The organism is Legionella shakespearei DSM 23087 (assembly GCF_000373765.1).
In the GTDB taxonomy this organism is placed as follows: domain Bacteria; phylum Pseudomonadota; class Gammaproteobacteria; order Legionellales; family Legionellaceae; genus Legionella; species Legionella shakespearei.
In genome coordinates this window covers 162,037-187,759 of record NZ_KB892382.1, presented here as the reverse complement: position 1 = coordinate 187,759, position 25,723 = coordinate 162,037, and the positions used below count along the sequence as shown (strand labels likewise).

Here is a 25,723-nt window from a genome sequence, read left to right as displayed (position 1 = left end):
CGGTGGGATTTGTAGCCCGGGCTACGCACTAAATCAGGCTCTGTGCCGCAACAAATTTTCCGCTTCCTTACGAGAATGATGTAAAAATCAGCCCATAGAGACCAGATATAGTTTGCCTATGAGCCTTGTGTTGACTAAGATAGTTTATTTTTAAAATGGATTTGAGAAGATGTTAGTGGAACGCCCCGTATTGAAACTAAAGATTAATGAAGGGGAAGAGAGTCTTCATATAGGCCATCAAACGATAGAACATTATTTGCTTGCAGCGGATATACGTCCGCCCTTTTATATAAAAGAGATATTATCGCAAGAGGATTGGTCTCTTTTTGTTTCTCCGGACAAGGTCAGGAAACGTCCGCCCTATAGTGCTGAGGTGATGGTCGGTATTATTCTCTATGGCTTAATGCAGGGTATCACGTCGTTGCGGGATTTATCACGAATGGCGCGCGTTGATTTGGGGTGTATTTATTTAACAGAAGGAGCGTTTCCGGATAGTTCGAGTATTGGTCGGTTTATCAATCGGTATCAAGAGGTACTGACGGAAGAGTTTTTTATTCATCTGACCCAAAGTATTCTAAAAATAACCCGTTCGCGGATGCGTTCAGTAGCAGGAGATGGAACGATTATCGAGGCGGCGGGGTCACGCTATAGATTAATGAAACAGGAAGCCCTTGAGGAAAAGACGCAAAAAGCACGGCTGAAGTCCGAGGCCCATCCTGCGGATGAAGGATTGAAATTAGAGTTAGAGAAACTGGAACGTGTTTCTGCTGAATTACACACCCGAATCACTAAGCGTAACGAGCAACATAAGCCAACGGACACGGTGACGATTAGCCCAATAGAACCTGATGCGGTCGTTCAACCCGGCAAAAAAGGAAAAGCGTCTGTTCCAGCCTATAAACCATCGGTACTGGCGAATGATGCGCGAGTTGTTGTGGCTATAGACGTGCATCCCTCTAATGAAATTGAATCCCTTTATACTCTGTTAGACATGACGGATAAAGTCTCGGAAGGAGAGGTCAAAGAATTACTTCTGGATGGCGGTTATGAATCTCATGAAGTCATCCAAGAGACCTTGGAACGCGACATCAGCTTATTATGTGCTCCAGGTAAAAAAAAACAAAAGAAAAGCTAGGCCATGCCAAGCTCAAAAAAAGCGAGTTCAGATACGATGAGGCTTCAGATAGTTATCTTTGCCCACAGGGGCATAGCCTCACCCCGTTAAGAAAAGGAAAAGCGACTACGACAGCCCCGGCCTACCAAACCTACTCGACCAAGGCGTGTCATCACTGTCCTTTAAAAGAACAGTGCACCTCAAGTAAAACAGGCTGCCGTCAATTAAAGCGGTACGATGGAGATGAGTTAAAAGAAGCGCTGCATCACGTGATGAGTCAGACTCAAGCTCAAAAACGCTTGAGACAACGAAAAGCAATGGTTGAACCCGTATTTAGTCATCTGCGTATCAGACAAAACTTGAATCGATTTAGACGAAAAGGGCTTCTCGGTGTTAAAATTGAGTTTGCTCTACATATTATGGCTTATAACATCAGCCGAGCTATCGCTCGATGTTATCCATTAGCTGGCTCCAGATTTTATTCAACCATTAAGTTATTTTATTNGTCAATTGCTTGTACACAATGGACCGCTAAAATAAATTTTAATAATAGAAACGAAACAACATAAATAGATAGTTAAGGCTCACAATGATTTTTACATCATTCTCTTACGGTCGCGGCTCGGTTTCCGGTGCACGATGAAGTTTATACGAACGCACGAAAACCGAGCCGCGACCGTGAGGAAGCGGAACAGTGATACTGGCAGGGACAAGGTTTCTGCCCTGATGCCCTCGGAGAATTACTTATTGGTGAGATGAGTTACATGCTGTTTTTCTATGGGTGGTTCATCCGGCACCGCTGCAGAAAAAAAAGAGTTGGGATAAGCTCCTGCTCTAATACGGCTGATTAAGTCTCCAACATTCAGGTCATGTTCACCCGCAGCGCCAGTTACTGGTTCATCAGGAAGCAGCTTTAGTAACAGAGCCATCTCCTTTTGTGACAAATTATGCTTTGCCGAAAATACCTCAAGGAACAAAGTGCGTTGTGGTTCAGATAAAGAACCTATTAATTGCGATGCTGCCGAGGATGACGCGAGGTTTTCAACAAGCGCTCGAACCCACGTCTGATGAGGCATAAAATACAGCAATTGCTGTAAGGCTGATACATTATTATAGGCTCTGCGCGTATCTGGAGCTTTCTGGATTAACGCCTGTGCCAGGCCATCAGGATGAACACTAAAAAGATGGTCTAAGAAGGGAACTAATAATGCAGGATCCATTTGGTTATCCAGCATGGCAGTCAATGCTCGAACCAGCATCAGCACACCGTTTTGGCCAACAGCCTCACCAGTTTCTATTGGTTTGGTTAATAAAGCACCCATCCTTTCCGTATTTCTTTCCCATAAAACTTGAAGCATATTAATGAGCTTATCCGCAATTTCAGGCTTATTTTTTATATATGCAGAAGAAATTAAGGTAGTCAGGATAGTATGCAGAGAGCACTTGCCCTCATAAGGTCCTGATTCACTGATCTTCCCTAAAGTCTTGAGTAAGGGTTCGTGATGCTTTTGCTTGAGATCGATAATGATGTCACAAATTAAATTGACCAAAAAAGGATCATCAACTGCTGCTTTTTTTAAAGCATCCACTACCATGTAAAGAGGACTTTTTCCCTTAAACGAACCCCCAGCCATTTCACCAAAAAGTCCAAGACCTATAACATGCGGAGAACTCATAACGCATTCATTAAAAAAATCAGCAATTAAAAATCGGGATGGGTATTTATAAGCTAACTGGGAAATATGAGCCAGGATTCTGGTAAACAAAAGCAAGCCATTGCTCACTTCAGCATTATTTTCACTTACAGGGCTCATCAGGAAACGGCAAAATTCTTCCGGGGCTTTTTTAAAAATGTTGCGTAATACAACAAGGATATTCACAATAGGTGCTTCCTCCTGCGCAACGAGCACTGCAGAATACAGCTGATCCATCCAGAAATAGACACTGTTTTCACCTCGAAAAGCACCTGCTTCAATGGGTTTGCCTAAGGCCTCAATAAAACGCTCTGGTTCAGTGTTTAATAGTTTTATTGTTTGATCACATACAATGGTTACCTGATCATTCTTTTCAGCTTTCAGCGCTACATAAAGCGCCTCATTTAGAGCATTAAGCATTTTTTTTATATTCCAGGATTCGCGGGATTTAGCAAAATCGTTATCAAGGGCTTTCAATATAATATCAACGGATGGGTCACCCCCACCTGTTTCAGAGTTGTCGGTTTGCAAGAGATCGAGCAGATTTTTTCTTTTACCCACATTACTCATGAAAGCATCCTGATGTTGTAACAATGAGCCATATGTAATTATATGGTCAAGTTGAACCACACGCAAGCAATAAAATAGTTTATTTCATAACTGAGTTACGTATTTTTGTCAGTTTTTGCAAAAGGCAAACCTTGCTTGCGTCTGCTTTTAGGCTTAATATCCTCTGCATATTTACCATGCGCCTGTAAATGGATTTCGTCATGAATGGCTTTAGCAAATTAACACTATTTCTTATCGTCTGTTTTGTAATACAAGCAAAGAGTTTTGCCCATAAGCCGTATAATGAATTACAGGTCAGTCATGTCAATTTATATCATTACCCTAAAGAAATTGTGGTTCATGCACCTGACGTAGAAGTAACTATTGGCGATCTTCATGGTAATGCACTGAAACTACTTAATTTTCTTATCAGAAATGATGTAATAAAAATACCGGAAAAAGAATATCAGTTATTCGTTGCCATTTATAAGAAAAGTCCTGATGAACTTACAGCCAGGGATCTGGAGCTTTTTCAAATCATTCTTAATACAGCCCAAATTAATCGTGCCCATAAAATACGTTTTCTGGGTGATGACCTCTGTGATCGGGGAATGAATGATTATTATACTTTGGCTATTTATAAAAGGCTGGATACTGCGGCAGTGCCTTTTGAGGTGGTGCTTTCCAACCATGGCAATTTCTTCCTGACAGCCTATGAAAGGCCGGAACAGTCATTTAGTTACAACCCCTATGGTGATGGTGAAAATGAAGCGCTGGTGCAATCCATGTTGCATTTGGGAAAAATTATTGACCGGGGGCTGGTCGACAAAAAGGAGGTTTTGGACACTGTCCGGAATCATTATCTGAAACACCTGGTGCTACCGGGGTATACCCTGACTCCAGCGAAAAACGAAATTACCCTGTACAGCCACGCCCCTGTTGATATAGCAATGCTTGCATCATTAGCTCATGATCTTAAAGTGCCCTTTCATGATGACACTCTGGATGAATTAAGGTTGAGTCTGGATGAAATAAACAAGCAAATCCAGCAATGGATTATGAGTAATACCTTTTCTCTTAATTATTGGCGCTTAAATAGAGAACATAAAAAGGACAATACGCAAAGCCCTTTAAAGCAAGTGCTGTGGAATCGTGATTACACCATTCTTAAACGAGCTTATCATCCGGAAAACAAAAGCTACACCGTCAATTATGTTCACGGCCATGACTCAATGTCCAATGTCTTTAACCTGGATAATTTGTTTGGCAAAGGCGGTTATAAAGAGTATAAAGGCCCTTATGCGGTGCATGTTACTCATTCTTAAATGTAGACAGCTCATTAAACCACTACACACGTCGTCCTGAGCGCGTCTTTTTGCGCGAAGGATCTCCCCATATTGGCACCATGCCGCTTTCGGGAGATCCTTCGCGCAAAAAGACGCGCTCAGGACGACGTAGATCGGGAAATGGCAAAGATATGTAGATTAGCCCGTATTAGCGGAGCGTAATACGGGAAATTGCCACGTCGATCCTGTATTACGCTTCGCTAATACAGGCTACAAAACCCCATATGATTTACAACCCCAGCCACCGAATAAAACGGCTGGTGGCTTTTAAGTGTACGGATGGTTTGGCTTCAAAATTTACCGAGTAATTATCCATGGAACCTGCTGCCGAGGCATCCTGATTTAAACGGATGTCTTTTATTTTTCCCATGGGAACAATTTTCATCTGAGTTTCATAATATCCGTGAGACATTACAATGACTGGTATTACGAAATTGATGGCATCCAAACCTTCTTTGTTATTTTGCATGACCAGGCGGTTAAACTCTGCCTTGCTTAATGCGATGTATTCCGCATTATTAATTTGCCGCCGCAGCATACGCCCCAAGGGTGCCTGAGCATGGAACACCCTTTCGTAACTGTCTGCTGACATGACTACAATAGGGTCATTTTCCTCTCGCTGATTGTTCTGATTGACATCCACAAACAAAATATCTTCGCGCAAATCAACATCCCGCGGAGGTTGTTGCACTACCGTAGCAGACTGAGCTGTGTTCACTGCTGCATCCATTTTGTCGCAGGTTAAAAATTTTGATTTAACAAACCATTCATCACTGGGGTAATAGACCACCAGTAAAGAATTATCTTTTATCGTATTGATAATGGGTTGATACATAGTCAATGGAACCGCAGGACATCCCCAGCTACGCCCTGCCCTGCCGTAGCGCTTGATAAAATTCTCATCCATATACCAACCGCCATGCATGACTATGTAACGGTTAGCTGCATTGTCATTAAAACTTTTATCCAGACCTGTCAGTTTTAAAGACAAGCCCTCGCGGCCATAATAGGATTTATCGGTTTTATAAACGCCTATACTACTGGCTTTACTGTCATTTTTATTCGAAAAATATTCCGTGAATAAAGTTCCGGAGCGGATACCATGTGATACATAAGTATGAAATAACAGTCTTTTATCCTGCAAATCAAATACCCACAAACGCTTTTGGTTCGATGGAAGAGAATAATCAATAACAGTCAGAATATTATTGCGATCAACATTATGTTCTGTAGCGCACTTTAAAGCAGTAATCACTTTGTTCACGACAGCAGGGCTCAAGGTATTCGCTTCTTTTTGCAACATGCTCTGTATCTGCTCCAGTTGAGTGTTCACAGGAGGCACAAAACTGAATTGGTGATTACCAACCATTTCTTCTTTGAGCACAGTCATTGGAGGTAAAGAAAAATCAGATGAAGATACTGCTAATAGCAATAGCAGAATGTTTATCATGGTCATTCCTTGATTTTATTTTTCGAATTATTAGTATTCTTGTTTTAGTAAATATAGATTACAATTCCGCTTTGTGCTCATAATTTTGATTTATTGAGAATAAATATATCATCAAAAGGTTTTCTGTATTACAATTGGTTCAATTTTAAATCAACAAGACAAATGGACAGGAAAAAGTGATTTAAGTATTTTCAACAGCCAAAACAAAGAGCAAAATATGGAAGATCTTAACCTGAGCCCCATAGGTACAGACAGATTTCCCAGATTGATGGCTTAACACTCTGAACTGTGCGGAATCGCCTTTCCTTCTCCCCAATCCACGTCGTCCTTCGCGCAAAAAGACGCGCTCAGGACACTGTTCCGCTTCCTCACGGTCGCGGCTCGGTTTCCGGTGCACGATGAAGTCAATACGAACGCACGAAAACCGAGCCGCGACCGTGAGAAAGCGGAATTTTTGTTGCAGCACAGAGCATGATTTAGTGCGTAGCCCGGTCTGCTTGCAGCCGGGATCGAAGTGGCCCAGTTCCCGGCTGCAAGCAGACCGGGCTACAAAAACAGCTTAAGTAAGTGCCATTCGTTGCAAGCAGCCGGCTACACCAGCCTGTCATCATCCTGAATTCTCAGGAATGAAATTAAAGTCACAAACAGCATGGTGAATACAGCGACCAGAGCCATGGAGCCGTAGACGTCCAGATGTTCTTTAGCCCCTGCAAATTGTACAATTTGGGTAAGCCCCTGAATGCCATAAACAGCCACCGCTTCCAGCCAGAATAATCGGGTCGAGAAAAGCTTCCTTTTACCCTCACTAATGACATCGAATTTTGAGCAATACAAGGCAAACAGTTGATAAATAATATAAACAACCAAAAACCAGCCGAAATAATTTTGTAAGGGAACCCCAAAATATTCCCCTTTATCCCGCCAGACCCATAAAGCACCGAGAGTAGAACACAGAGGGTCAATGCATAAATCCCACATGACCATAATAAAAGCTGCAATGAAAGGAACAAAAAACAGGTTTCGGCCTGATAAAGGCTTGCTGTATTGCCCTGACAGGACATGAGCCAAAATCCAGGACACATAGCCAGTGCCAAAATAGGCAAACATAATAATTAAAGGAACATCGAACAAACGCGGGCCTATCAGTTTATCGTAATAATAATGGCCAAAGGGAAAACCGGTACGGATACTGAGTGCTTCGAAGAAATTACTGACCAGCCAGGTAATCAGAAAAAATATCAGAATGTTTCTGGTGCCATAACGCGCAGTTCCATGCAGCCAGACGGCACTGAAAATAGCGACAACCGTAATCACAGGAGCAACCTGATTGGCAAAAGGTGTTTTCCAGACGGCGCACAGCAGAGTAATGGCCAGATAAATCAGAATGATCAGCCATCGTACTCCATTTAAACCCTGCAAGACAGCCTTGTCATTTTTCATACCCTTATCCTTAGTCCCTAATTGCACTGTTAATCATTACTGTAACGATTTTTACAAGATTTATCTATCCGGGATTGTAGCCCGGTCTGCTTGCAGCCGGGATGATATGTACAGTTCCCGGCTGCAAGCAGACCGGGCTACAAGACTCTCTATAGATTACAACTCTAACCACCGAATAAAACGACTGGTTCATAAAAGAGGGCTTTCAAAAAATATCTGAACGCCTTTACCGGTTACAGAAATGACATTAACAACCTTATTCGAAGGGATTATTTTTGCTCTATTGAGGAAGTGCCATTGCGAGTCGATGTAATACAGCATAAAGCATCACTCTCGAATAAAAGAGTGATGCCTTTCTAAGAACGCTTCATGAGAAGTAGTAAAAATTAATCCCTCTCTGAATCTGGATTAACTTTATATTGAACCTACGTATTTTAGCCCTACATAAGGACCTGAAGCAGAAAAATCAGTCTCAGTGCCCAAGAATGTTGCTCCAAAATTATGTTGTGCATGAAAATAATTAAACCACATATAACCTGCATCTAGTGTGAACTTTCCTTGAGACGCTAAATAATCATAGTTAATACCTAATTTGGCTTCGACCTCAGGAACAATTTGATTTTTGGAACCACCAGAGTTACAAACACCACAAAAGAAATCACCTTTACCAATCAAAATGGCAGTAGCTCCTTTGGCATAAACTCCGAACCCGTTTCCAAAAACATACATTAGATCAAGGCCAGTCCTTGGTCCAAAGCCATCAAATTTAGCATTAGCATTACTCGAAAAGACATTATCTGTATATGCATCAAGGTGGGTTTTTATTTGCGCATATTGTACGCCGCCATGAAAACGTATTTTTTTGTTGGCGCTGAAATCAGTATACTGTCCCAATTCAGCATTAACAGCATTCCATTTTTGATCCATGTGCAATAAATTACCAACACCATAAGTTAATCCAGGAGTGAACTGAGTGTCAGAATCTAAATGATACCAGTTAACGTTTAAATCATTACCGGTATTAAAATGATAAGACGCTTCCAGTTTAAAACCCCAATCCCAATCTGGATCATAATCTACATAATGACTATATGAATCAACTTGATTTGCACCATAATAAGAAAAACCGGGGCCTAATACGGGTTTTAGATAAAGCGCTGTAATTCCTACATCCCAGGCAGTTTGTTCGCAAGGTACGGTAACGTTGCCTGGTGTACACACTGGCCCCATAGTGCCAGCAAATAAAGAACTGCTTCCTATTGAAAAGAAAACCAATAACGTCCTTTTTAAATGTCCCATATCCTTGTCCTTAACTAATTGATTAATTAATGATTACTCAAAAAATGGCGAAGGTATTTCCCTCACCTTTGCTAGAGTATTATTTTGTCTATTTACTGTCAAGACAATCGCTATAATCATCATAATGAAGAAAGTCCTTGTTGCCAGGTTCTATTGACTTTTCGTTTTAGGTTCAAATGACTGGGTTTATTTGATTTATTTCGTGAATTGACCTGCTAACTTCCTGGTACTGCAGATCTAAACGCGTCAACTACATCATCACCTTAATTCCTGGTACTGATAAGGTTGTTGTTCCTCTATTAAGCCAACACCAGCAGCCGCTTTTTTAAAGAAAAGCTGTCCTATTTATCCTCTTTTTCCCAGTAATGGGACCAATTGGGGTCAAGATTTAATTTGAGTTGATAGGCAGTTCCACTGGATGATATCAGTTCAATCAGGGACGGTTGCATGAATAATCTCTTAGTTTCAACACTACTTAAATAGTGGCAAAATCAAACCATAAAGAACAAATAATTTACATATATTTTACAATTTAGAAATGCGGTAAGTAAATGAAATTCAGGAGGAGGATTGGCCAAAATTTCATTGGCAAGAGCAGGCCATTCAGATGCCGATCTAAACACATCAGCTACATCATCGTCTTAATTCCACGTGAGTTTCTTATCCGAAAATCACGTTAAGTTAAGAGGGTTTATTTAAAATAGGAGTAGCCTTGATGCAGCGATAGCGTAATCAAGGTTTTCATCCAGCAAAACATGCTTTTTTACCTGATCTCAGCTCGGATATCCTACCGTCAACACACGGCAAAATGTTCTTTTTAAACCCACCATGCTATAATTTAACCACAAACAATCTCCTTTTCTTCCCCGAGGTTCTAATGCCCGTTCAAACCAAAATCATTGATTCCGTAAACATTGTTTTAAGTAAGAATGATACCCCGGTTACTTTAAACGAAGGAGGCGTATGTGGTGGGCTTGCCAGTTTATTTATTCGCTATAGCCTGGAAGGCAGAAAACAGGAATTTTTCCGTTTATCCAAAAAATTGGCTCATTTACCTCAGAATTATCAGATAGGACAGGACAGCTTCCTGGATAAATTTATTTACGAAATTGAAATTGAATTTAATCGGTTTATTTACAGCAAGGGACAGTATTATCAGGGAGATATGGAGAATTCGGTTTTTATTAATAAGAAACCGATTAGAAAAGAATTCAGTTTAGGTCTGGTAACCAATGAAAACAATTGGTCAAAAATACTGGAGCAAATAAAAAATGAAGGTCGCGCCTGTTACGTCCGCTCTCACAATCATGCCATCGCCATAGCCTTTGTCGACAACCAATATGAAATTTATGATCCCAACTATGATGAAGACAGTGATGATGCGCCGAATGCAGATGCAACGAATACGCGCCGCTTTAAAACAGCACAAGAAGCAATAAGGGAAATGGAAGCGCAATTCGGTTACCCGGACACAGGTGATACAGGCCTGGGAATTATTGTGTATGCTCATCCTGATGAAAAACGTCCCGCTGTGTATCCTGACAAAAATCGCCTCCACCAGAGCTATTTAAACTCTGCTGCTGATTTTCAACGTCAAATTGGGATCCAACAAAAAGGCAATACCTTTGACAGCCTGTTTTTTGCAACATCAATTAATGACAGGGAAACCATTCAACACCATCAACAAAAAAACGCACTGAAGGACTGTCGTTCACTCATGTTTATGGAAGCCAATAACGACATTGTGTTCGCTTGTTACTCAAAAGAATCCGATTTGGCCAAAAAAAGAAATCTGTATCATCAGGCACTGTATGCGGGCAATGTCTCCCTGTTTCGTCTCATGATAGCTGATTATCAAAACAACCATGTCGTTTCAGCAGAGCAAAAACAGGAATTTAAGAAGACCTTGCAAAGCGACGTGAGCTTATCCTGGGCTGCAGAGTCAAAAAATCCGGAATGTATTTTAGAGGTGTTAAAGCTTTATAAACAATATGGCATCTCTTTACACTCCATGAAGCCAACTGAAATGATTTCTATCATTGAACACTTGACTAAAAGTGGCGATGTAGGCTCATTGTCTGCCTTTGTCCAGGAGGCAGGTACCCTTTCCGAAGCAGTTGTACTGGCAGGACTCCGCACCGCTATAAAGCACGACAAAAACCGGGCCTTGACCTTCTGGCGGCAAGTGAGTGAGCGACAAACAACAAGCAAAGATTCTTTATTCAGTAATGAACTCATCAAAACAATATCCCTTTTAAATTTTGAACAATTAATTAACTCCGGTTTTAGTGTAGCGCCCTCCCTCTTCGCTGCAACGTTAAAACGGAACCGTAAAGAATTTTTTGAATTAAGTCTTAAAAGCAATCCCGCCTCGCATTGGCATGATTTCGTTGCACGCATGAAAAGTAATACCTTTGAACATCCTATAGAACTATTGGCTCAAGATGAAGGGATCAGCCCACTACAGGTTTTAATCAGTTACCAACGTAATGATTTAATCAAAGCAAACTGGACTGATTCTGTCAGCCGGGAAGCAGGTACTGAAGCACTGCTGTTTGCCTGTGAGTGCGGCAATAAGGAAATGGCTCGCTTCTTAACCCAAAAAGGCTTTAAATTAACGACTTCCGTTTTGGTAGATGGCGTAAAAAATGCACTGAAAAACAATGATCATAATAAACTGGAAGCCTTTTTGTCTACGGCAATAGATTATCCCCAGTTTTTTAATAAAGCGAATAAGTCGCTTATAGATGATCTCATCCGTATTGGTCAATTCGAATTCATTAGTGCTGCCTGGAACGCTTATTCGCGTCAAAACGGAAAACCTCTAGGTAAAGATATTCTGACCCCGGATAAACTGTTGTGGACTGCAATAATATTAAACAATAAAAATCTCTATGAGTATATAGTAACAAAGGAACCTGAAGCGGTATTAAAGACGCTACATGCATTGATCTATGCTGGCGATCCCCAGTACTACATTCATGCAATCAGGCTGTCCCAGTCCTTGAGCTCCGACATAATGTATCAGTTTATCCGTGCTGAAGTCAGTGAATACGAAAGTGCTTTATTCAACCGGGTTCGTGGTGAAGATGACTCGGCAGACAAAGAATTCCGTTACACAGCAAAACGCATGATCCAGCCTTTATGCAATATTTTAATTTATGCCATAGAAAACCATTATTTTGATTTTGCAGAGAGTTTAAAGACTCAGGTTAACCTGTCATTTGACGAATTATACGACCTGTTCGTTCGCGCCAGCCAAACAAAAAACACCAAAACAATTCAGTTTTTACTGGAACAATATCCTTATCTATCCACCAATAAGGGTGTGTATCTGAAACTGGCAAAGGAAAAGCATTATGATTTACTGGCGACCCTGTTACGCGAAGCCAGAATGTTGCCCGAACATGTGTACATGCATTTATTAAAAGAAGCAGTAAAAGCGCATTATGAAGAACTCATTGTGCAACTAAGCGACCATATTAATGCTGCCTATAAAGTAAATGGTTCTCCGCTTTATGAAGCACTTACTGGTGCAGACACACAGGGAGCGGTTTTATTATTAAAACATGGTGCTGAAATCCATACTTATCCTCTGACAGACATGCTTTTTTCTCTGGCGATACAGCAGCATGACACCACTTTATTGCATAGCGCATTTGCCAGACCGGAAATACTTACCCATTTTCAATCATTTTATCCTGAAAGACTGCACTCGATTCTTAATAAATGCAGCCCGGAAGCGGCCTTGTACCTTTACCAACAAGTAAGTCTGGATAAAGAACAAGCACAAACAGATGACTTTTTTACTGAATTTTTAAACCATGCCATAGCAACGGATGATGTTCGTCTTTTTAGCAACCTGCAAAACAACCCTCACTTTGCTCGCCTGGATAAAAAAGACCTGTTCCAGCAAGCGTGTACCATGCATGCTCCGGCTATTGTGAATGAGCTGCTCAAGTCCCCTCTCAAATTCAGTGATAAAAAGAGTTTGTATGCGCAATTGGATCAACTGTTTGAAGTGACAGCAAATAACTCCGCTCAAGATGCCCATTCCATTTATAATACAGTCTATGAAAAAGCGCTGAACCGTTTGTATGAATTTGTCCTGGCAAACCGTTACCGCCCTTTTGCTGCCTTGTTTAAATCAATCAATGATTTGATTGAAGATCCTGGTCTATCCCCTTTGCAGAAAAATCGTCTGATTAAAAGGGCTATAGTTGATGGAGATGAGGAAAGGCTGAACGCACTGCTGCTGCAACTTGAAACCAGGCCTGAATTAAATGAGGAAAGCATTGCCCTCTTTGCAGCCAATAGCGAAAAACCGCTTCTGATTAATATGTTGTTACATCATTTCAAGTTGGAAGATGTGATTGCCAAAGCAGTTGAGGTGGAAAATTGGGCTGCAGTCGCTGGTTTGTTAAAAGGCAGGCAGAAGGATGAGTTAAATCCCCAATTGCTCGGGCAATTAAAAGCGCATGATAATGAGATTCTCCTGGCTCTTGAACAACATGCCAGAGGCCAACTTGAGTCAGACCCGCGTCATCAGCTCAATGATTTATTGATAGCAGAGAATAACCTGGCTTTGAGTGTGGTTTTGACTGATAAACAAGACGCTTTGCAAAATACCATCATGCTGATTCAGGGATTAATGGAAGAGAGAAAAATCGGTTTGAAAGATGTTGTCTATCGCTTTGATTTATATAATGAAATAGTCAAAGCGACCAAAGTGATGGAGGAACTTCAACCCAGAATAGAAAAACTTTTTGAACAAAGGAACAATCTGTCAGGGCTGATGAACAATGAACAAAACCGTAACGAATTACGCGACATCAAAAAACTGATGGAGAATAATCAGTTAGTTCCGGGCTATTTTGATGAAAGAGACTTTTTGGATGAGGCTTTTACAGCACTTGATGCTTTTGACAAATCTGCTGATCAGCAAAGTCGTTTGGCCGAGCAACAGCGACAAGCTGAACTGCAACGGCAACAGTTGGAACAACAGCGACAGGCTGAACTGCAACGACTACAGACAGAACAACAACAAGCCGAACTGCACCTTCGACAGGCTGAAGCAAAACACAAAAAACCATCATCACCTTTCCAGGGGTTAATCGAAGTTGTAACAGCTTATTCAGCTCTGAGAAAGAAAGAAGAACATACCCGATTCTGGATCCCGCTTTTCCAATACACTAAAACAGATAAAAGAAAAGCGGTTAAGCATTTCATTGGCTCAATTCTTAACCCGAAACAAATCATTAATGGGTATGACAGGGCTGTATTAAATAATGGTCGTTTACATCAGTTAATTCAAAACTACATTGATGATAACAAAGATGAAATTCAAGTTTACTTTAACCGTGAACAACCGGTAACTACAGTAGGACAATTAATAGATGCATTTAATCAGCAAAATCCCATGGATAAGCTGATTCATTTGCTCGAGAATTACTCTAAAGAACGTGCAAAAAAGGAAGAAATTTATCATTTATCCTGGTTTCCTCAATATACAAAAACAGAAAAGCAAAATGCTGTATCCCATCTGTTGAAAAAGCTCCAGGGAGAAGACGCTGAGGTTACCAAATACGACAGAGGTGCCTTGAATCAGGGAAGTCTTGGAAAAATGGTAAATGAATTCATTCGTAACTCTCATCAGTCTCTGGAAAAGCATTTGAATGCAGACCGCATCAAAAATCTGGATGATTTGATTGCAGCATGCGAGAAGAATCAAAGCAAACTGGCACTTGGAAAATAGTTAGACGGGGCTAAAAGACATCATCCTCAGATCCACGTCTCCTGAAAGCGGCATGGTGCCAGGCGTAGCCTTGATGCAGCGATAGCGCTGAGTGATCCTCTCATAATTTTAATCTCGTAAAAAGATGTAAATAAACAGGATGATCTTCGCAAGTAGCCCCTCCACCTCNGGGGGAGGGTGCCCGACAGGGTGGGTGGGGGGATCAAAAAGAAAACTTATTTAAGGTAAAAAGGTCTATTTGATAGAAACTCCTTTTTTGATCCCCCCATCCGCCCTGTCGGGCACCTTCCCCCGGAGAGGGGAAGGCGATTCTGCATAGTTCTGAGTGGTACTCAATATGAGAGGATCATTCAGAGCGATAGCGTAATCAAGGCTACAGTTTTTTTATGTATTTAAATCAATCGCTTATTCCTTAACTTAAAAGAGGTAACTATTGCCGCAAAAGTCTAAGATTTTTCACTGCCAGCGAAGGCTTCTTTGTCGAACGGTACGGATTAATGTCCAATCCACCTCGACGGGTATAACGTCCATAAACAGTCAATTCCTGTGGTTTACACTGAGCCATAATATCAACAAAAATTCGCTCAATGCATTGCTCATGAAATTCGTTATGATTGCGGAAAGACACTATATATTTCAAAAGACCTTCTCTATTGATTTTTGGTCCCTTATATTCAATTTGCACGCTTCCCCAGTCAGGTTGATAAGTCACCAGGCAATTGGATTTTAATAAATCAGAAGATAACACCTCTTCTACCACTTCATCTTCAGTAGTTAAAAGAGAAGGATCAACGGAGTACATAGAGCAAGTAACATCAAGATCATCGATACATTCACCTTTGAATGAAGTATCTAGAGGAAGCACGGCCCCCTTTCTTAATTGCTGAATTGCTACAGTCACTTCTCCTTCAACATTGTGAGATAAATCTTTAATAACAGTATTCTCAACATCAGCAACAGAAGCAAACTGAGTATTGTTAAAGGTATTAAAATAAAGTTTTAACGATTTGGATTCAATAATGTTCGGAGTGTGGCAGTCATAGATAATTTCGGCTGTCGCAACTACAGGCTTTCCTTTAGCATCAAGCCATGAGACTTCGTAATGATTCCATGCATCAAAGCCATAAAAAGGCGGACTCTGCGGATCGATTCCTATTTCAATACGCTTTTCAGCACGAGGAATAGGAAACAATTTTTCAGCGTTATAAATTGCTTTATACTCGGATTTTTTACCCAGCTCTAAATGTGCATTTTCCAGGCTCATATTCATCTCGCTCAAAACTTGATAGACATAAAAGGAGCACATTATACTCTATTTGTTATTATTTTCTCTATCAATGTTGGATTCTGTTCGTAGCCCGGTCTGCTTGCGGCCGGGAATGGATGCTTAGTGAGAGCGGATTCACGTCGTCCTGAGCGCGTCTTTTTGCGCGAAGGATCTCCAAATACTGTGGCACCATGCCGATTTCAGGAGATCCTTCGCGCAAAAAGACGCGCTCAGGACGACGTGTATCGAGGGCTAAAACCCCCGGTTCTAATAGCAATTTCTTGTCAGTTCGGAAAATTAAGATGATAATGAAATTTGACCAATGAAATGAGGAACTAATCCAAATGATATTTAATATCTTATTAGTGATTCATGTCCTTTGCGGCAGCTCATGTATGGTATTTTCCATAGCCGCCATAGCAACCCGGAAAGGAGGCAATAAGCACAGGCGTTATGGCCGATATTTTTTTTATGGGATGACAGGGATTTTTATCACCGCAATTCCCATGGCTCTTATTAAAACAAACACCTTTCTGTTGCTAATCGCACTGTTTAGCTATTATCTCGCCTACACTGGCTGGCGCTATGCCAGACGTCATGAATCGCTTATTCCGGTATCAGACTGGATAGTATGCCTGGCTATGATCCTGGCTTCATTCATCATGATAAGTATGGGATTATGGCACTTTAATCTTTCAAATGATGATTCGCTGATTTTGCTGGTTTTTGGCGTGTTAGGAGCAATTTTCAGCCTCAATGATGCGCTGCTTTATTACAAAGGAACAATACCCAGAGCCACACGAATTTCCAAACATCTGGGAGCAATGTTAGGCGGTACTATAGCGGTTTATACTGCTTTTCTGGTAACCAATGTACATTATGGCCCACCATTAATGCTCTGGTTAAGCCCCACCGTTATTATTACCCCCATAATTATCTACTGGACGAAAAAAGTAGAAAACAAAAAAGGCTCATTTCAATCGAAATAAGCCTTTAAACTGTGATGATTAACCTTGGCAGGAAAACAAATTTATTTCTTTACTTCATCAGCTGTTTTCTTAGCTTCCTGAACCAGGCTTAACATTGATTTTTCAAGAATCTGAAACGATTTTTGTAAATAATCCAAAGCTTTATGGCCATTTTCAACAGCAAGATTAATTTGCTTTTCCAGCATTTCTTCTGGCTTTTTAACATGAGCCAATTCTTCGGGCTTCAAATAGCTCAGACCTTGTAAGGTTTTAACATTTAATTCAGCAATGGCTTGGAAAGGCTCTTGTATTTTTTTAGCCATTTCGCTCCATTTTTCAAAATTTGGTTGATTCATGATTATCTCCGTTATGTTGCATTGCACAATTTAATAATAGACCCTAAGTACAGTACCTGTCAATGGATTTCATAAAAATATTTTTGCACTGCACAATCAGATGGGAGGATTATTACAGGCTCGCTTATTCGCCGGATTTACGTTGTCCCGGCAGCAAGCAGACCGGGCTACGCATTGTGCTATTTCGGATCAACGTCTCCCTGAATCCACAATGCTATCCTTTAAACAAATTCTGCCATTGCTGCATCATTTGTTGCATTTGTTCATTCCATGTTTCTGTTGCTTTTTGATACGGATTATTTTGCAATGGCTTATCCATAACATGGAACATTTGTTCCATCATGGATTTCAGCGATACATGCATGGGGTGATTCGCCAGAGAAATAATCTGGCGCAAAATTTCTGGCGACAGGAATTGAGTAGGTCCTGCCTCCATTTCTACTATAATTTGCAATAGAACCGTATTGGTGAGATCTTTCCCCGTTTCAGAATCTTCTATGCGAAACGCAATACCATCAACAACATAACGCTGTAACTGCTCAATAGTTATATATTGGCTTGTTTCAGTATCATAAAGTCTGCGGTTCTTATATTTCTTTATCAATCGGGTCATCATTCTCTCTGTTCATTGCTCATCAATTAATACATATGTAAGCCGCCGTTGATACTCAAATTGGCACCAGTAATATAACGAGCTTTGTCACTGATTAAATATTCAATTGCCCAGGCAATTTCCTCTGGCTCAGCTAACCTTTTTGCCGGAATCAGGGAGATAATACTGTCTAATATATCAGGCCTGATGCCTTGCATTAATCGCGTGTTCACATAACCCGGAGAAATGCTGTTTACTGTAATATTCTTACTCATTAATTCCTGAGCCAGACTTTTGGTAAAGCCATAAACACCGGCTTTTGAGGCAGCATAATTAGCCTGGGAAAATTGGCCTTTTTGGGCGTTAACAGAAGAAACATTGACGATTCTTCCTGATTCCTGTGCTTTCATGCCCTCTACTACCTGGCGGGTTACATTAAACATGCCATCCAGATTGACGCGCAATACTTCATCCCATTGCTGTTTGGTCATTTTGGTAAAGACTGCATCACGTGTAATCCCGGCGTTATTGATTAAGGTATCTACACGACCTAACTCCTTAATAATCAATCCTATAACTTCCTTACACTGATCAAAGTCAGTTACATCCATATGTCTGAATGTTATGTTCTTATAGCCCTCTTCGTTTAATTCCTTTTTCCAGGCATTGCCTTTCTCATCAGAAATCAAATCAAGAGCGATGACATGACTGTATATTGCATCCAGTTCTTTCGCAACTGCAGTCCCTATATCACCTGTTCCACCAGTAATTAATACAACCTTATTATTCGACATGAAGCTCTCTGCTCCTTATGTTTATACGCCCAATCGGTTAACCTGAACCCTCATACAAAAACAGATTGTTTTTGCTGAGCTCAGGTTTTTACATATATTGGCCACCGTTCACATCCAGATTCGCACCAGTGATAAAGGCACTGTCTGGAGAGCATAGAAAAGCAACCACATCAGCTACTTCTCCAGGGTATCCCAAACGACCCACTGGAATATTGGCAATAATTTCATTTAAAACTTCTTCTTTTACAGCCGCAAGCATTGGTGATTCTATATAACCTGGTGAAACAGTATTCACAGTTATGCCTTTACTTGCTACTTCCAAAGCAAGACTTTTGGTAAAACCAAATAAAGCTGCTTTTGTTGCTGCATAGTTGCATTGTCCAAATTGACCTTTGCGGCCATTAATTGAGGAAATGCTCACCACACGTCCATATCCCTTTTCCAACATTGCCGGGATTACATTGCGCGTCATATTAAATACGCTGGTCAAATTGGCATCGAGTACCTGTTGCCATTGTTGTGGAGACATTTTCTTCAGGCTTGAATCCTGAGTAATCCCTGCATTGTTTACCAAAACATCAATACGTCCATAACGTTCAAGAACCAGAGCAGTTAATTTTTCACAATCATTATACTGGGCAACATCTCCATAAACGATATCAATATCGTATCCCAGTTTTTTTTGTTCTTCCTGCCACTGTTTTGCCTCATCATGTTTACCATCCTTGAAATAACAGGCGACCACTTGAAAATCTTCAGACAGACGTTGGCATATAGCCGTTCCAATCCCACCGGTTCCTCCGGTTACAATTGCTACCATCCTTTCCATAAACAACTCCTTTGTTTTGAAATGATTAGTGGAGACACTACTACAAATTAAAATGCTTCACTTGTCAATGGCAAATCATATTTGCAATTGACTTTTCTGTGCTTTCTGACTTACAATTGCACATGACTTGACCAAATGATTCCAGAGGATTAAGGGATGAACACCTCCTTGCAACAATGGGAGCAAATCAATAAAAAAGAGCTGCAACCACCCCATACAGCCTGGCCCACCCTATTCCTCTTTGTTGTGGCAGTGAGTGTTTTTTTCGGATCAATTTATAGTACCATCCACGGAATTATTCCAGTTATTGCCGGATTTATTTTAAACGCTGTCGCTCAATTTACTTTATTCACTGTCTTACATGATGCCTCACACCGTTCGTTGTCACAAATACAATGGCTAAATGAAGGCCTTGGCTCGATTGCTTCTTTTATACTATCGCCCGTAGCAGGCATCCGCATATTTCGTTTTGTACACATGCAGCACCATAGGTTTACCAACGAAGGGAATGCTAATGATCCTGATGAATGGTGCGCAAAAGGTAATAAATGGACTTTGCCCTTACGCTGGGCAAGCCTTGATATCCACTATCTTTTTTGGTACGCCGGGAAATGGTCTGGTCGCCCTGAAAAGGAAAGGAGAGAATTGATTATCACAGCATTATTCAGCATCAGCCTGATTGCCTTGCTTGCATTTTTCGGCTATTTATACTGGGTTTTGGTTTTATGGTTAATTTCTGGTCGAGTGGCAGTGACCTGGCTGGCTTTGGCTTTTGATTTTCTCCCTCATTATCCTCATGACGTTAAAGCAAGTGAGAATGAATTCAAGGCAACCAATGTTAAGCCTGGCGCGTCACTTGTCATGACCCCCTTATTACTGTGTCAAAACTATCACTTGATTCATCACCTGTATCCAAGAATACCTTTTTACCGTTATCCCTGGGTATGGAAGACAGCACAAGGCCAGCTCAGAGAACAAGGGGCACGAATCATGAGCTGGAATGGAAAGGAAATAATGGAACAGGTTGACCTGACCACTGATTGCATTAAAAATTAATTGAAGATATCCTCATTTTCCCGATCTCAACCTAAATAAAATGAGGGTAACATGTTGAATAAGTTATTGGTTACAGGTTTTACCATAGTGTCTCTGTTTGTTCCTCACTATGCACTTGCCCAGGACGATTCCTGCGAGGTACAAGTTGCTGTTGCAAGTCCTCCAATTGGCCTCGATCAAAGCGTGGCTTTTAACGTCACTAACGATAATGGACTGAGTAAATCTATCATAATGAATGGCGGCGACAGGCCAAGAATCATAGGTAAACTGACTTGCTCACCCCTCCCATATAATATTAGCGCAACGGCGTACTTCACTCCTCAATACGAAGGCTTATCCGGCATAAGAAATCAACCCATTGGGGAATGTGTATTAAAAGCAGGCCCTGTTGTTTTGAACGGTTCTAATAACAGTGTTGCAGTAGTATTTCCTAATGATTTTATTTGCAATCATTAGACTTTAATGATGATCCAGCAATTCAATTTTGTCTTGGTATGATAACTGGTTGAATATCCCGGATTAGTGTCTAATCCGGGATTTTAAAGGCAGGCTAACTCAGGCAGATACAGGGACATAACCTTTTAACTGCTGAGCAAATTGTCTTAAAACCTCAAGACCGGATTCTTCCGCCTGGCGGCACCATTGCTGCAAAGCTTCTATCAATTCTTTCTGAGAAGATGCAGTCTTTAACCAGACGTTTTGTAAGGATTGTTTGTAGCTGTAGACAACACGTAACTGTTCACGCGCATCCAGCAGGCTTTGCAAGCGCGTTTTAGCCTTGTTGGTTAACAATTTATCTTCACGACGCAACAACCTTCCAGCACGTTGAAACAGTTTTTTATCTTCTTTAGTCTCAATGCTATTGTTCTTTTCATGTTGCAGGATGGGACGTATCACTGCTTTATAGTAATTGGACATTACCTGAAAACGGTTGGAAATGACCGCTTTTACAGTATCCAAATCTACCTGCAGTTTGCCTTCGTCCATAGCCAGCTTGGGTGGTAATTTTTTCACTTTGGCCAAACCCAGGAAAGAAAGAACACGTATGTACATCCAACCTATATCAAACTCCCACCATTTCACAGAAAATTTGGCAGAAGAAGCAAAAGTATGATGATTGTTATGCAGTTCTTCGCCACCAATCCAGAACCCCCAGGGGATAATGTTGGTTGCTGCATCTGGACATTCATAATTCCTGTAACCCCAATGATGGCCAATCCCGTTAATGACTCCAGCAGCATGCACGGGAATCCACATCATTTGAATTGCCCAGACAGTCAGGCCAAGAACGCCAAATAAAAACAAATCAATCAACAACATGAGCAAAATGCCTTTGGCTGAATGAGGAGAATATACTTTACGCTCTAACCAGTCTTTCGGAGTACCATGGGAGTATTTCTCAACCATGTCTTTATCTTTGCGCGCTTCCCTGTAGAGTTCAGCGCCCTGCCAGAATACTTTTTTAATTCCAAGAACAACCGGGCTGTGCGGATCGCCGTCCACATCGGTTGTCGCATGATGCTTACGATGAATAGCCACCCAATCAGCGGTCACCATCCCCGTAGTCATCCATAGCCAGAAACGGAAAAAATGGCTGACCACAGGATGTAAGGTCAACGCTCTATGCGTTTGGTTGCGATGCAGGTAAATAGTTACTGCCGCGATAGTGATTTGACAGAAGACTAAAGTGACAAGCACATATCCCCAAAATGACAGGTTTAAAAAACCGAAAACCATAATAACTCCGAGTTTTATACAAATAAAAAAAATAATACTACCCATAAGTATGAGTAATATTACATGAAATATCCATTAAAAAATATTATACCATATAGTATAATGATAACACATATTTATACATTACATTGCATGATTTCATTAAGTAAACGATAATTAGAGAATAACTTACTTCAGGACGACACAATGAGCGATAAATTGCAAAAAATTATAGAGAATGTAATTCCATTCATAGTGATAGGTGTGGGAATTGCAATTTTTATTGGCTTATTGTTCATGTTTTTCTATATTTTCATCTGGGGAGTCCTGATTGGTGGTGTGTTGTGGATTGCTGCGATTGCAAAAGAATATTTTTTCCCTTCCAAAGAAAAACCTGTCACCAAAGAACAAGGTCGAATTATTGAACATGATGATAAGAAGTAACAATGCCTGAATTACCTGAAGTAGAAACCACAAAAAAAGGAATCCAACCCCATCTGGATGGTCAAACTATAAAACAAGTAACCATCCGTAACCCCAGACTCAGATTACCTGTGCCCCTGGAACTTGATGATTTGTGTGCTGGAAAGAAAATAAAGACTGTCACCCGCAGAGCGAAGTATCTGTTACTTCATCTTACTCAAGGCTATATATTAATTCATTTGGGTATGTCAGGGCATTTGCGCATCGTGCCTAAAGAAACACCTCCTGAAAAGCATGATCATGTGGATATGCTGCTTGGTAATGATTCAATACTCAGATACTGTGATCCAAGGCGTTTCGGCCTATTTTTTTATATAGATGAAAATCCTTACCAGCATCCTCTTCTAGCCCATCTGGGGCCAGAACCTCTTTCGGAAGAATTTAATATCAATTATCTCAGCCAAAGGGCTAAAAATAAGAATCTACCCATCAAATCATTGATTATGAACAATGACGTTGTGGTGGGTGTGGGGAATATTTACGCAACAGAGAGCCTTTTTTTAGCGGGCATACATCCATTGACCGCAGCAAAGAATGTAAGCACAGACTCCCTTAATGTGCTCACAAACCATATCAAGCAAGTATTACAGGCTGCAATAGAGGCTGGAGGCACAACTTTGAAAGATTTTTATTCTTTTGAAGGCAAACCCGGATATTTCAGTATTGCTCTAAAAGTCTATGGACGTAAAAAACACCCCTGTTTTCAATGCAGTTCCCTCATTGATACTGTAGTTATTGGCGGACGCCATTCGGCATTTTGCCCACATTGCCAACCGCTCGGTTAGCATGGCTTTGCAAAAAGCCCAAGGCTAACCAGCATACCAACAAAAGGCCATAGTACTTATTTATTGAACAAAAAGTATTTCTCATGTAAGATTCTGCTTTTAAAAAATCACCCTGCAGGTATCCATAATGCTGCGTTTAAGAGTTGGAAAGCATTTTCTAAACCAATGCATGGAATGGGGAACAGTTTATCGTCCTGATTTCATTTGTTACGACATGGATAATCGTGAATATCAACAATTCTGGAATGAAATTAAGGATCACCCTAAAGGGCAATTATATACTGATGGTATTCAGGTTGTTAAAGTCAGTTGGCTGCGCTCCATTTTTGAAGCATTTAAAGGTTGGTTAGGCTTTGAAAACCATTGCCAGACAAACAAAGTTGAAATGACCCTGGCTAAAGTTGCCTATCATGGTTATTTAAAGGGATACCGCCCAAATACCTTCCAACAATTAAACCAGCCACTCATTTCAGACAGATTTCAATCTCTGGTGAATGCCGACAGAACTAATGCCAATTCAGCAGCAATCCAACACCTGCTGATGAGTTATTACATTAGCAACTCGGACTCAATATCGAATATACCAATAGAACGCACCTATCCTTTTGGACAAACATGGATTGATCATCACTACTATCAACTGGTACCTTCCCTTGATCCACAAGAACCAAGGGTAATTGCCGAAGCGATCAGAGGGCTGCATCATAGCTCGCTCCTTGCGGAAAGCAGCGACTATTTTCCTTCCAGTACTTTTGCTGCATCCTATGCGGACTATCTGACTGGCCAATCCAGATTTGAAGTGGCACTCCAATGGTCTCAACAAGTAAGATTTCTTTATAAAGAACAATACATCAGATTTTTCTTATCGCAGAGAAAAACTAATCCGCAGGCATTAAGCAATGCTATGGAACTGATTGCTGCCTTATCTTCTCAGGAAGAGAAACAGACTAAAGCACTTCATTACATCAAAGAACATTTTAGTTTTTCAGAGCAGGTGGAGTATACAGCGGCTTACCCAGAATTAAGAAAGAAACTGGCACAATCCTATTTAGTTGATGCCAAAGCTGAAAAAGACAGATTTGCTATTACCAAATTGTTCCTTGGTAATAAGGTGATTCCCCTGTTAACTCATGCACTGCGGCTTGTTCCGGATATATTAGCCCAAGATAACTCCATGCAGGAAATTGTTTTAAAAGAAGAATGGTTTATTTATCAGTTTAAAGAAGCAATTACAGAGCGCCGATTTACTGATGCCAAATCTATATTTGAAGCACATCCTGCTTTTAAATTTGATAAAAGTCATTTGATGCAGCTCAGATCTTCTTATTTGGAAGAAATGAATGCGAAACAAATATCTGTTAAAGCAGCGTTAGAACGAAGCGAATATCAGCTGGCAGAGGCTACAGCACTCGAAGTCTTGGTCGTTGCAAGGAAAATAGCCCTGATAACTCCTCAGGATGCGCCGGTTATCAATGCTACCATCGAATACGCAGCTACCCTGCTGGCCAGTGATGCAATACAGCATCCTGACAATAAAAATGCCAACATGGAAACCCTGGATAAGGCGCAGCAATTATTAAATAGCTGCTCAATTTCGGATAATTCTTCCCGATACAAGCAACTGTACAATGACTTATTACTGCGTAAAATTGAGTGTCTGAAGGAACAAATCAGAGTTCCCATTGATTTCAATGACAATCATTCGGTCAGAGCAGAATTTGTTCCACACATTCAGAGAAAGCTCGATTTATTCCAGCAGAATCTCAGTGCCTTTATTCGTCTGAATGAGAACAATAAAACACTGGAAATGCGTCAGGTTCTTGGCAGATTGTTGTATTTAAAAGGCGATGTAATTTACTTTTTTGCCCGCAACAAACAAGAAGCTCTCCCTCATTTCAAAAGGGCTGCAGAACTAATGCCGGAAAATCCCTATTATCGCTTTCGCTATTATGAGTGCGCAAATGATGAACGTCGCCATGCGGTCTGGACTGAAATAGAAGAAATTCGTTATTTGAATGGCATCCACTATAATATGTGGGAAACAGAGCGATGGAACGATGAGCGCGTTATGTCCGAAGGATTTGATATCCATAACATTCCGGCTGAAAACCGCGGAGTTTTTTCTACAATCAGCAGAATATTTAGCTGATAAATAATGGATTATTAAGGAAAAATATCATCTAGGCAATTTAATCGGCTTGCTGTATGATTACCCATCAATATACTAATT

General features: G+C 40.7%; 19 protein-coding genes and 1 pseudogene. 10 read left to right on the top strand and 10 right to left on the bottom strand.

Translation table 11 applies throughout. The features are described from left to right. Positions 1-169 precede the first annotated feature (169 nt). Together B094_RS0101965 and B094_RS17690 are read left to right on the top strand one after the other, a co-directional pair. Positions 170-1,135, top strand: a complete 966-nt coding sequence (locus B094_RS0101965; RefSeq protein WP_018576110.1) for a transposase — start codon at positions 170-172, stop codon at positions 1,133-1,135. 68 nt (positions 1,136-1,203) lie between these two features. Then, positions 1,204-1,683: pseudogene (locus tag B094_RS17690) on the top strand (transposase); the annotation flags it as partial. A gap of 171 nt (positions 1,684-1,854) precedes the next feature. On the opposite strand, the gene B094_RS0101955 reads toward B094_RS17690, so the two are convergent. Next, positions 1,855-3,378, bottom strand: a complete 1,524-nt coding sequence (locus tag B094_RS0101955; protein WP_018576108.1) for a hypothetical protein — start codon at positions 3,376-3,378, stop codon at positions 1,855-1,857. A 200-nt stretch (positions 3,379-3,578) separates the two neighbouring features. Here B094_RS0101955 and wip point away from each other — a divergent pair, with 200 nt between their 5' ends. Next, on the top strand, positions 3,579-4,682 hold the full coding sequence (gene wip, locus B094_RS0101950) for a Dot/Icm T4SS effector Wip (protein WP_018576107.1): 1,104 nt from the start codon (positions 3,579-3,581) through the stop codon (positions 4,680-4,682). A gap of 250 nt (positions 4,683-4,932) precedes the next feature. Here the strand turns inward: wip and B094_RS0101945 are convergent, their stop codons facing one another. The 3 genes from B094_RS0101945 to B094_RS0101935 all read right to left on the bottom strand — a co-directional run bounded on the left by B094_RS0101945 (position 4,933) and on the right by B094_RS0101935 (position 8,892). Continuing rightward, positions 4,933-6,153 (bottom strand): murein L,D-transpeptidase catalytic domain family protein, encoded by a 1,221-nt coding sequence (locus tag B094_RS0101945; RefSeq protein ID WP_018576106.1) that lies wholly within the window; start codon positions 6,151-6,153, stop codon positions 4,933-4,935. Between the two features lie 591 nt (positions 6,154-6,744). Beyond that, positions 6,745-7,593 carry a carotenoid biosynthesis protein gene (locus B094_RS0101940; protein ID WP_018576105.1) on the bottom strand — a complete coding sequence of 283 codons (849 nt, stop codon included), beginning with the start codon at positions 7,591-7,593 and terminating at the stop codon, positions 6,745-6,747. A 414-nt stretch (positions 7,594-8,007) separates the two neighbouring features. Beyond that, positions 8,008-8,892 carry an Lpg1974 family pore-forming outer membrane protein gene (locus B094_RS0101935; RefSeq protein WP_018576104.1) on the bottom strand — a complete coding sequence of 295 codons (885 nt, stop codon included), beginning with the start codon at positions 8,890-8,892 and terminating at the stop codon, positions 8,008-8,010. A gap of 877 nt (positions 8,893-9,769) precedes the next feature. Between B094_RS0101935 and B094_RS0101925 the strand changes: the two genes are divergently transcribed. Further along, positions 9,770-14,647: an AAA family ATPase gene (locus B094_RS0101925; RefSeq protein ID WP_018576102.1), complete on the top strand. Its 4,878-nt coding sequence runs from the start codon at positions 9,770-9,772 to the stop codon at positions 14,645-14,647. Between the two features lie 430 nt (positions 14,648-15,077). Here the strand turns inward: B094_RS0101925 and queF are convergent, their stop codons facing one another. Further along, positions 15,078-15,917 carry an NADPH-dependent 7-cyano-7-deazaguanine reductase QueF gene (gene queF / locus B094_RS0101920; RefSeq protein WP_026253839.1) on the bottom strand — a complete coding sequence of 280 codons (840 nt, stop codon included), beginning with the start codon at positions 15,915-15,917 and terminating at the stop codon, positions 15,078-15,080. Between the two features lie 341 nt (positions 15,918-16,258). Between queF and B094_RS0101915 the strand changes: the two genes are divergently transcribed. Further along, positions 16,259-16,903: a DUF2306 domain-containing protein gene (locus B094_RS0101915; RefSeq protein ID WP_018576100.1), complete on the top strand. Its 645-nt coding sequence runs from the start codon at positions 16,259-16,261 to the stop codon at positions 16,901-16,903. 41 nt (positions 16,904-16,944) lie between these two features. Here B094_RS0101915 and B094_RS0101910 read toward each other — a convergent pair whose 3' ends face one another. The 4 genes from B094_RS0101910 to phbB (B094_RS0101895) all read right to left on the bottom strand — a co-directional run bounded on the left by B094_RS0101910 (position 16,945) and on the right by phbB (B094_RS0101895) (position 19,453). Next, the gene (locus tag B094_RS0101910; protein WP_018576099.1) at positions 16,945-17,238 is read right to left on the bottom strand and encodes a phasin family protein; all 294 of its coding nucleotides are present in this window, start codon (positions 17,236-17,238) and stop codon (positions 16,945-16,947) included. A gap of 214 nt (positions 17,239-17,452) precedes the next feature. Then, on the bottom strand, positions 17,453-17,851 hold the full coding sequence (locus B094_RS0101905; protein WP_026253837.1) for a polyhydroxyalkanoate synthesis regulator DNA-binding domain-containing protein: 399 nt from the start codon (positions 17,849-17,851) through the stop codon (positions 17,453-17,455). 26 nt (positions 17,852-17,877) lie between these two features. After that, the gene (gene phbB, locus B094_RS0101900; RefSeq protein ID WP_018576097.1) at positions 17,878-18,624 is read right to left on the bottom strand and encodes an acetoacetyl-CoA reductase; all 747 of its coding nucleotides are present in this window, start codon (positions 18,622-18,624) and stop codon (positions 17,878-17,880) included. 88 nt (positions 18,625-18,712) lie between these two features. Continuing rightward, positions 18,713-19,453: an acetoacetyl-CoA reductase gene (phbB, locus tag B094_RS0101895; protein ID WP_018576096.1), complete on the bottom strand. Its 741-nt coding sequence runs from the start codon at positions 19,451-19,453 to the stop codon at positions 18,713-18,715. A 156-nt stretch (positions 19,454-19,609) separates the two neighbouring features. On the opposite strand from phbB (B094_RS0101895), the gene B094_RS15510 reads away from it, so the two are divergent. Together B094_RS15510 and B094_RS0101885 are read left to right on the top strand one after the other, a co-directional pair. Then, the gene (locus tag B094_RS15510; protein WP_018576095.1) at positions 19,610-20,509 is read left to right on the top strand and encodes a fatty acid desaturase; all 900 of its coding nucleotides are present in this window, start codon (positions 19,610-19,612) and stop codon (positions 20,507-20,509) included. A 51-nt stretch (positions 20,510-20,560) separates the two neighbouring features. Next, positions 20,561-20,965, top strand: a complete 405-nt coding sequence (locus B094_RS0101885) for a hypothetical protein (RefSeq protein WP_018576094.1) — start codon at positions 20,561-20,563, stop codon at positions 20,963-20,965. Between the two features lie 99 nt (positions 20,966-21,064). Here the strand turns inward: B094_RS0101885 and B094_RS0101880 are convergent, their stop codons facing one another. After that, on the bottom strand, positions 21,065-22,246 hold the full coding sequence (locus B094_RS0101880; protein ID WP_018576093.1) for a DesA family fatty acid desaturase: 1,182 nt from the start codon (positions 22,244-22,246) through the stop codon (positions 21,065-21,067). A 186-nt stretch (positions 22,247-22,432) separates the two neighbouring features. Here B094_RS0101880 and B094_RS0101875 point away from each other — a divergent pair, with 186 nt between their 5' ends. The 3 genes from B094_RS0101875 to B094_RS0101865 all read left to right on the top strand — a co-directional run bounded on the left by B094_RS0101875 (position 22,433) and on the right by B094_RS0101865 (position 25,642). After that, on the top strand, positions 22,433-22,669 hold the full coding sequence (locus tag B094_RS0101875; RefSeq protein ID WP_018576092.1) for a hypothetical protein: 237 nt from the start codon (positions 22,433-22,435) through the stop codon (positions 22,667-22,669). Positions 22,670-22,671: 2 nt separating this feature from the next. Beyond that, positions 22,672-23,493 carry a bifunctional DNA-formamidopyrimidine glycosylase/DNA-(apurinic or apyrimidinic site) lyase gene (gene mutM / locus B094_RS0101870; protein ID WP_018576091.1) on the top strand — a complete coding sequence of 274 codons (822 nt, stop codon included), beginning with the start codon at positions 22,672-22,674 and terminating at the stop codon, positions 23,491-23,493. Between the two features lie 127 nt (positions 23,494-23,620). Then, positions 23,621-25,642 carry a hypothetical protein gene (locus tag B094_RS0101865; RefSeq protein WP_018576090.1) on the top strand — a complete coding sequence of 674 codons (2,022 nt, stop codon included), beginning with the start codon at positions 23,621-23,623 and terminating at the stop codon, positions 25,640-25,642. The last annotated feature ends 81 nt before the right edge of the window (positions 25,643-25,723 follow it).

What these genes read in the sequence shown, in the direction of transcription:
- B094_RS0101965 (WP_018576110.1), top strand. Translation starts at nt 170, where the DNA reads ATGTTAGTGGAACGCCCCGTATTGAAACTAAAGATTAATGAAGGGGAA.
- B094_RS0101955 (WP_018576108.1), bottom strand. Translation starts at nt 3,378, where the DNA reads ATGAGTAATGTGGGTAAAAGAAAAAATCTGCTCGATCTCTTGCAAACC.
- wip (WP_018576107.1), top strand. Translation starts at nt 3,579, where the DNA reads ATGAATGGCTTTAGCAAATTAACACTATTTCTTATCGTCTGTTTTGTA.
- B094_RS0101945 (WP_018576106.1), bottom strand. Translation starts at nt 6,153, where the DNA reads ATGATAAACATTCTGCTATTGCTATTAGCAGTATCTTCATCTGATTTT.
- B094_RS0101940 (WP_018576105.1), bottom strand. Translation starts at nt 7,593, where the DNA reads ATGAAAAATGACAAGGCTGTCTTGCAGGGTTTAAATGGAGTACGATGG.
- B094_RS0101935 (WP_018576104.1), bottom strand. Translation starts at nt 8,892, where the DNA reads ATGGGACATTTAAAAAGGACGTTATTGGTTTTCTTTTCAATAGGAAGC.
- B094_RS0101925 (WP_018576102.1), top strand. Translation starts at nt 9,770, where the DNA reads ATGCCCGTTCAAACCAAAATCATTGATTCCGTAAACATTGTTTTAAGT.
- queF (WP_026253839.1), bottom strand. Translation starts at nt 15,917, where the DNA reads ATGAATATGAGCCTGGAAAATGCACATTTAGAGCTGGGTAAAAAATCC.
- B094_RS0101915 (WP_018576100.1), top strand. Translation starts at nt 16,259, where the DNA reads ATGATATTTAATATCTTATTAGTGATTCATGTCCTTTGCGGCAGCTCA.
- B094_RS0101910 (WP_018576099.1), bottom strand. Translation starts at nt 17,238, where the DNA reads ATGAATCAACCAAATTTTGAAAAATGGAGCGAAATGGCTAAAAAAATA.
- B094_RS0101905 (WP_026253837.1), bottom strand. Translation starts at nt 17,851, where the DNA reads ATGACCCGATTGATAAAGAAATATAAGAACCGCAGACTTTATGATACT.
- phbB (WP_018576097.1), bottom strand. Translation starts at nt 18,624, where the DNA reads ATGTCGAATAATAAGGTTGTATTAATTACTGGTGGAACAGGTGATATA.
- phbB (WP_018576096.1), bottom strand. Translation starts at nt 19,453, where the DNA reads ATGGAAAGGATGGTAGCAATTGTAACCGGAGGAACCGGTGGGATTGGA.
- B094_RS15510 (WP_018576095.1), top strand. Translation starts at nt 19,610, where the DNA reads ATGAACACCTCCTTGCAACAATGGGAGCAAATCAATAAAAAAGAGCTG.
- B094_RS0101885 (WP_018576094.1), top strand. Translation starts at nt 20,561, where the DNA reads ATGTTGAATAAGTTATTGGTTACAGGTTTTACCATAGTGTCTCTGTTT.
- B094_RS0101880 (WP_018576093.1), bottom strand. Translation starts at nt 22,246, where the DNA reads ATGGTTTTCGGTTTTTTAAACCTGTCATTTTGGGGATATGTGCTTGTC.
- B094_RS0101875 (WP_018576092.1), top strand. Translation starts at nt 22,433, where the DNA reads ATGAGCGATAAATTGCAAAAAATTATAGAGAATGTAATTCCATTCATA.
- mutM (WP_018576091.1), top strand. Translation starts at nt 22,672, where the DNA reads ATGCCTGAATTACCTGAAGTAGAAACCACAAAAAAAGGAATCCAACCC.
- B094_RS0101865 (WP_018576090.1), top strand. Translation starts at nt 23,621, where the DNA reads ATGCTGCGTTTAAGAGTTGGAAAGCATTTTCTAAACCAATGCATGGAA.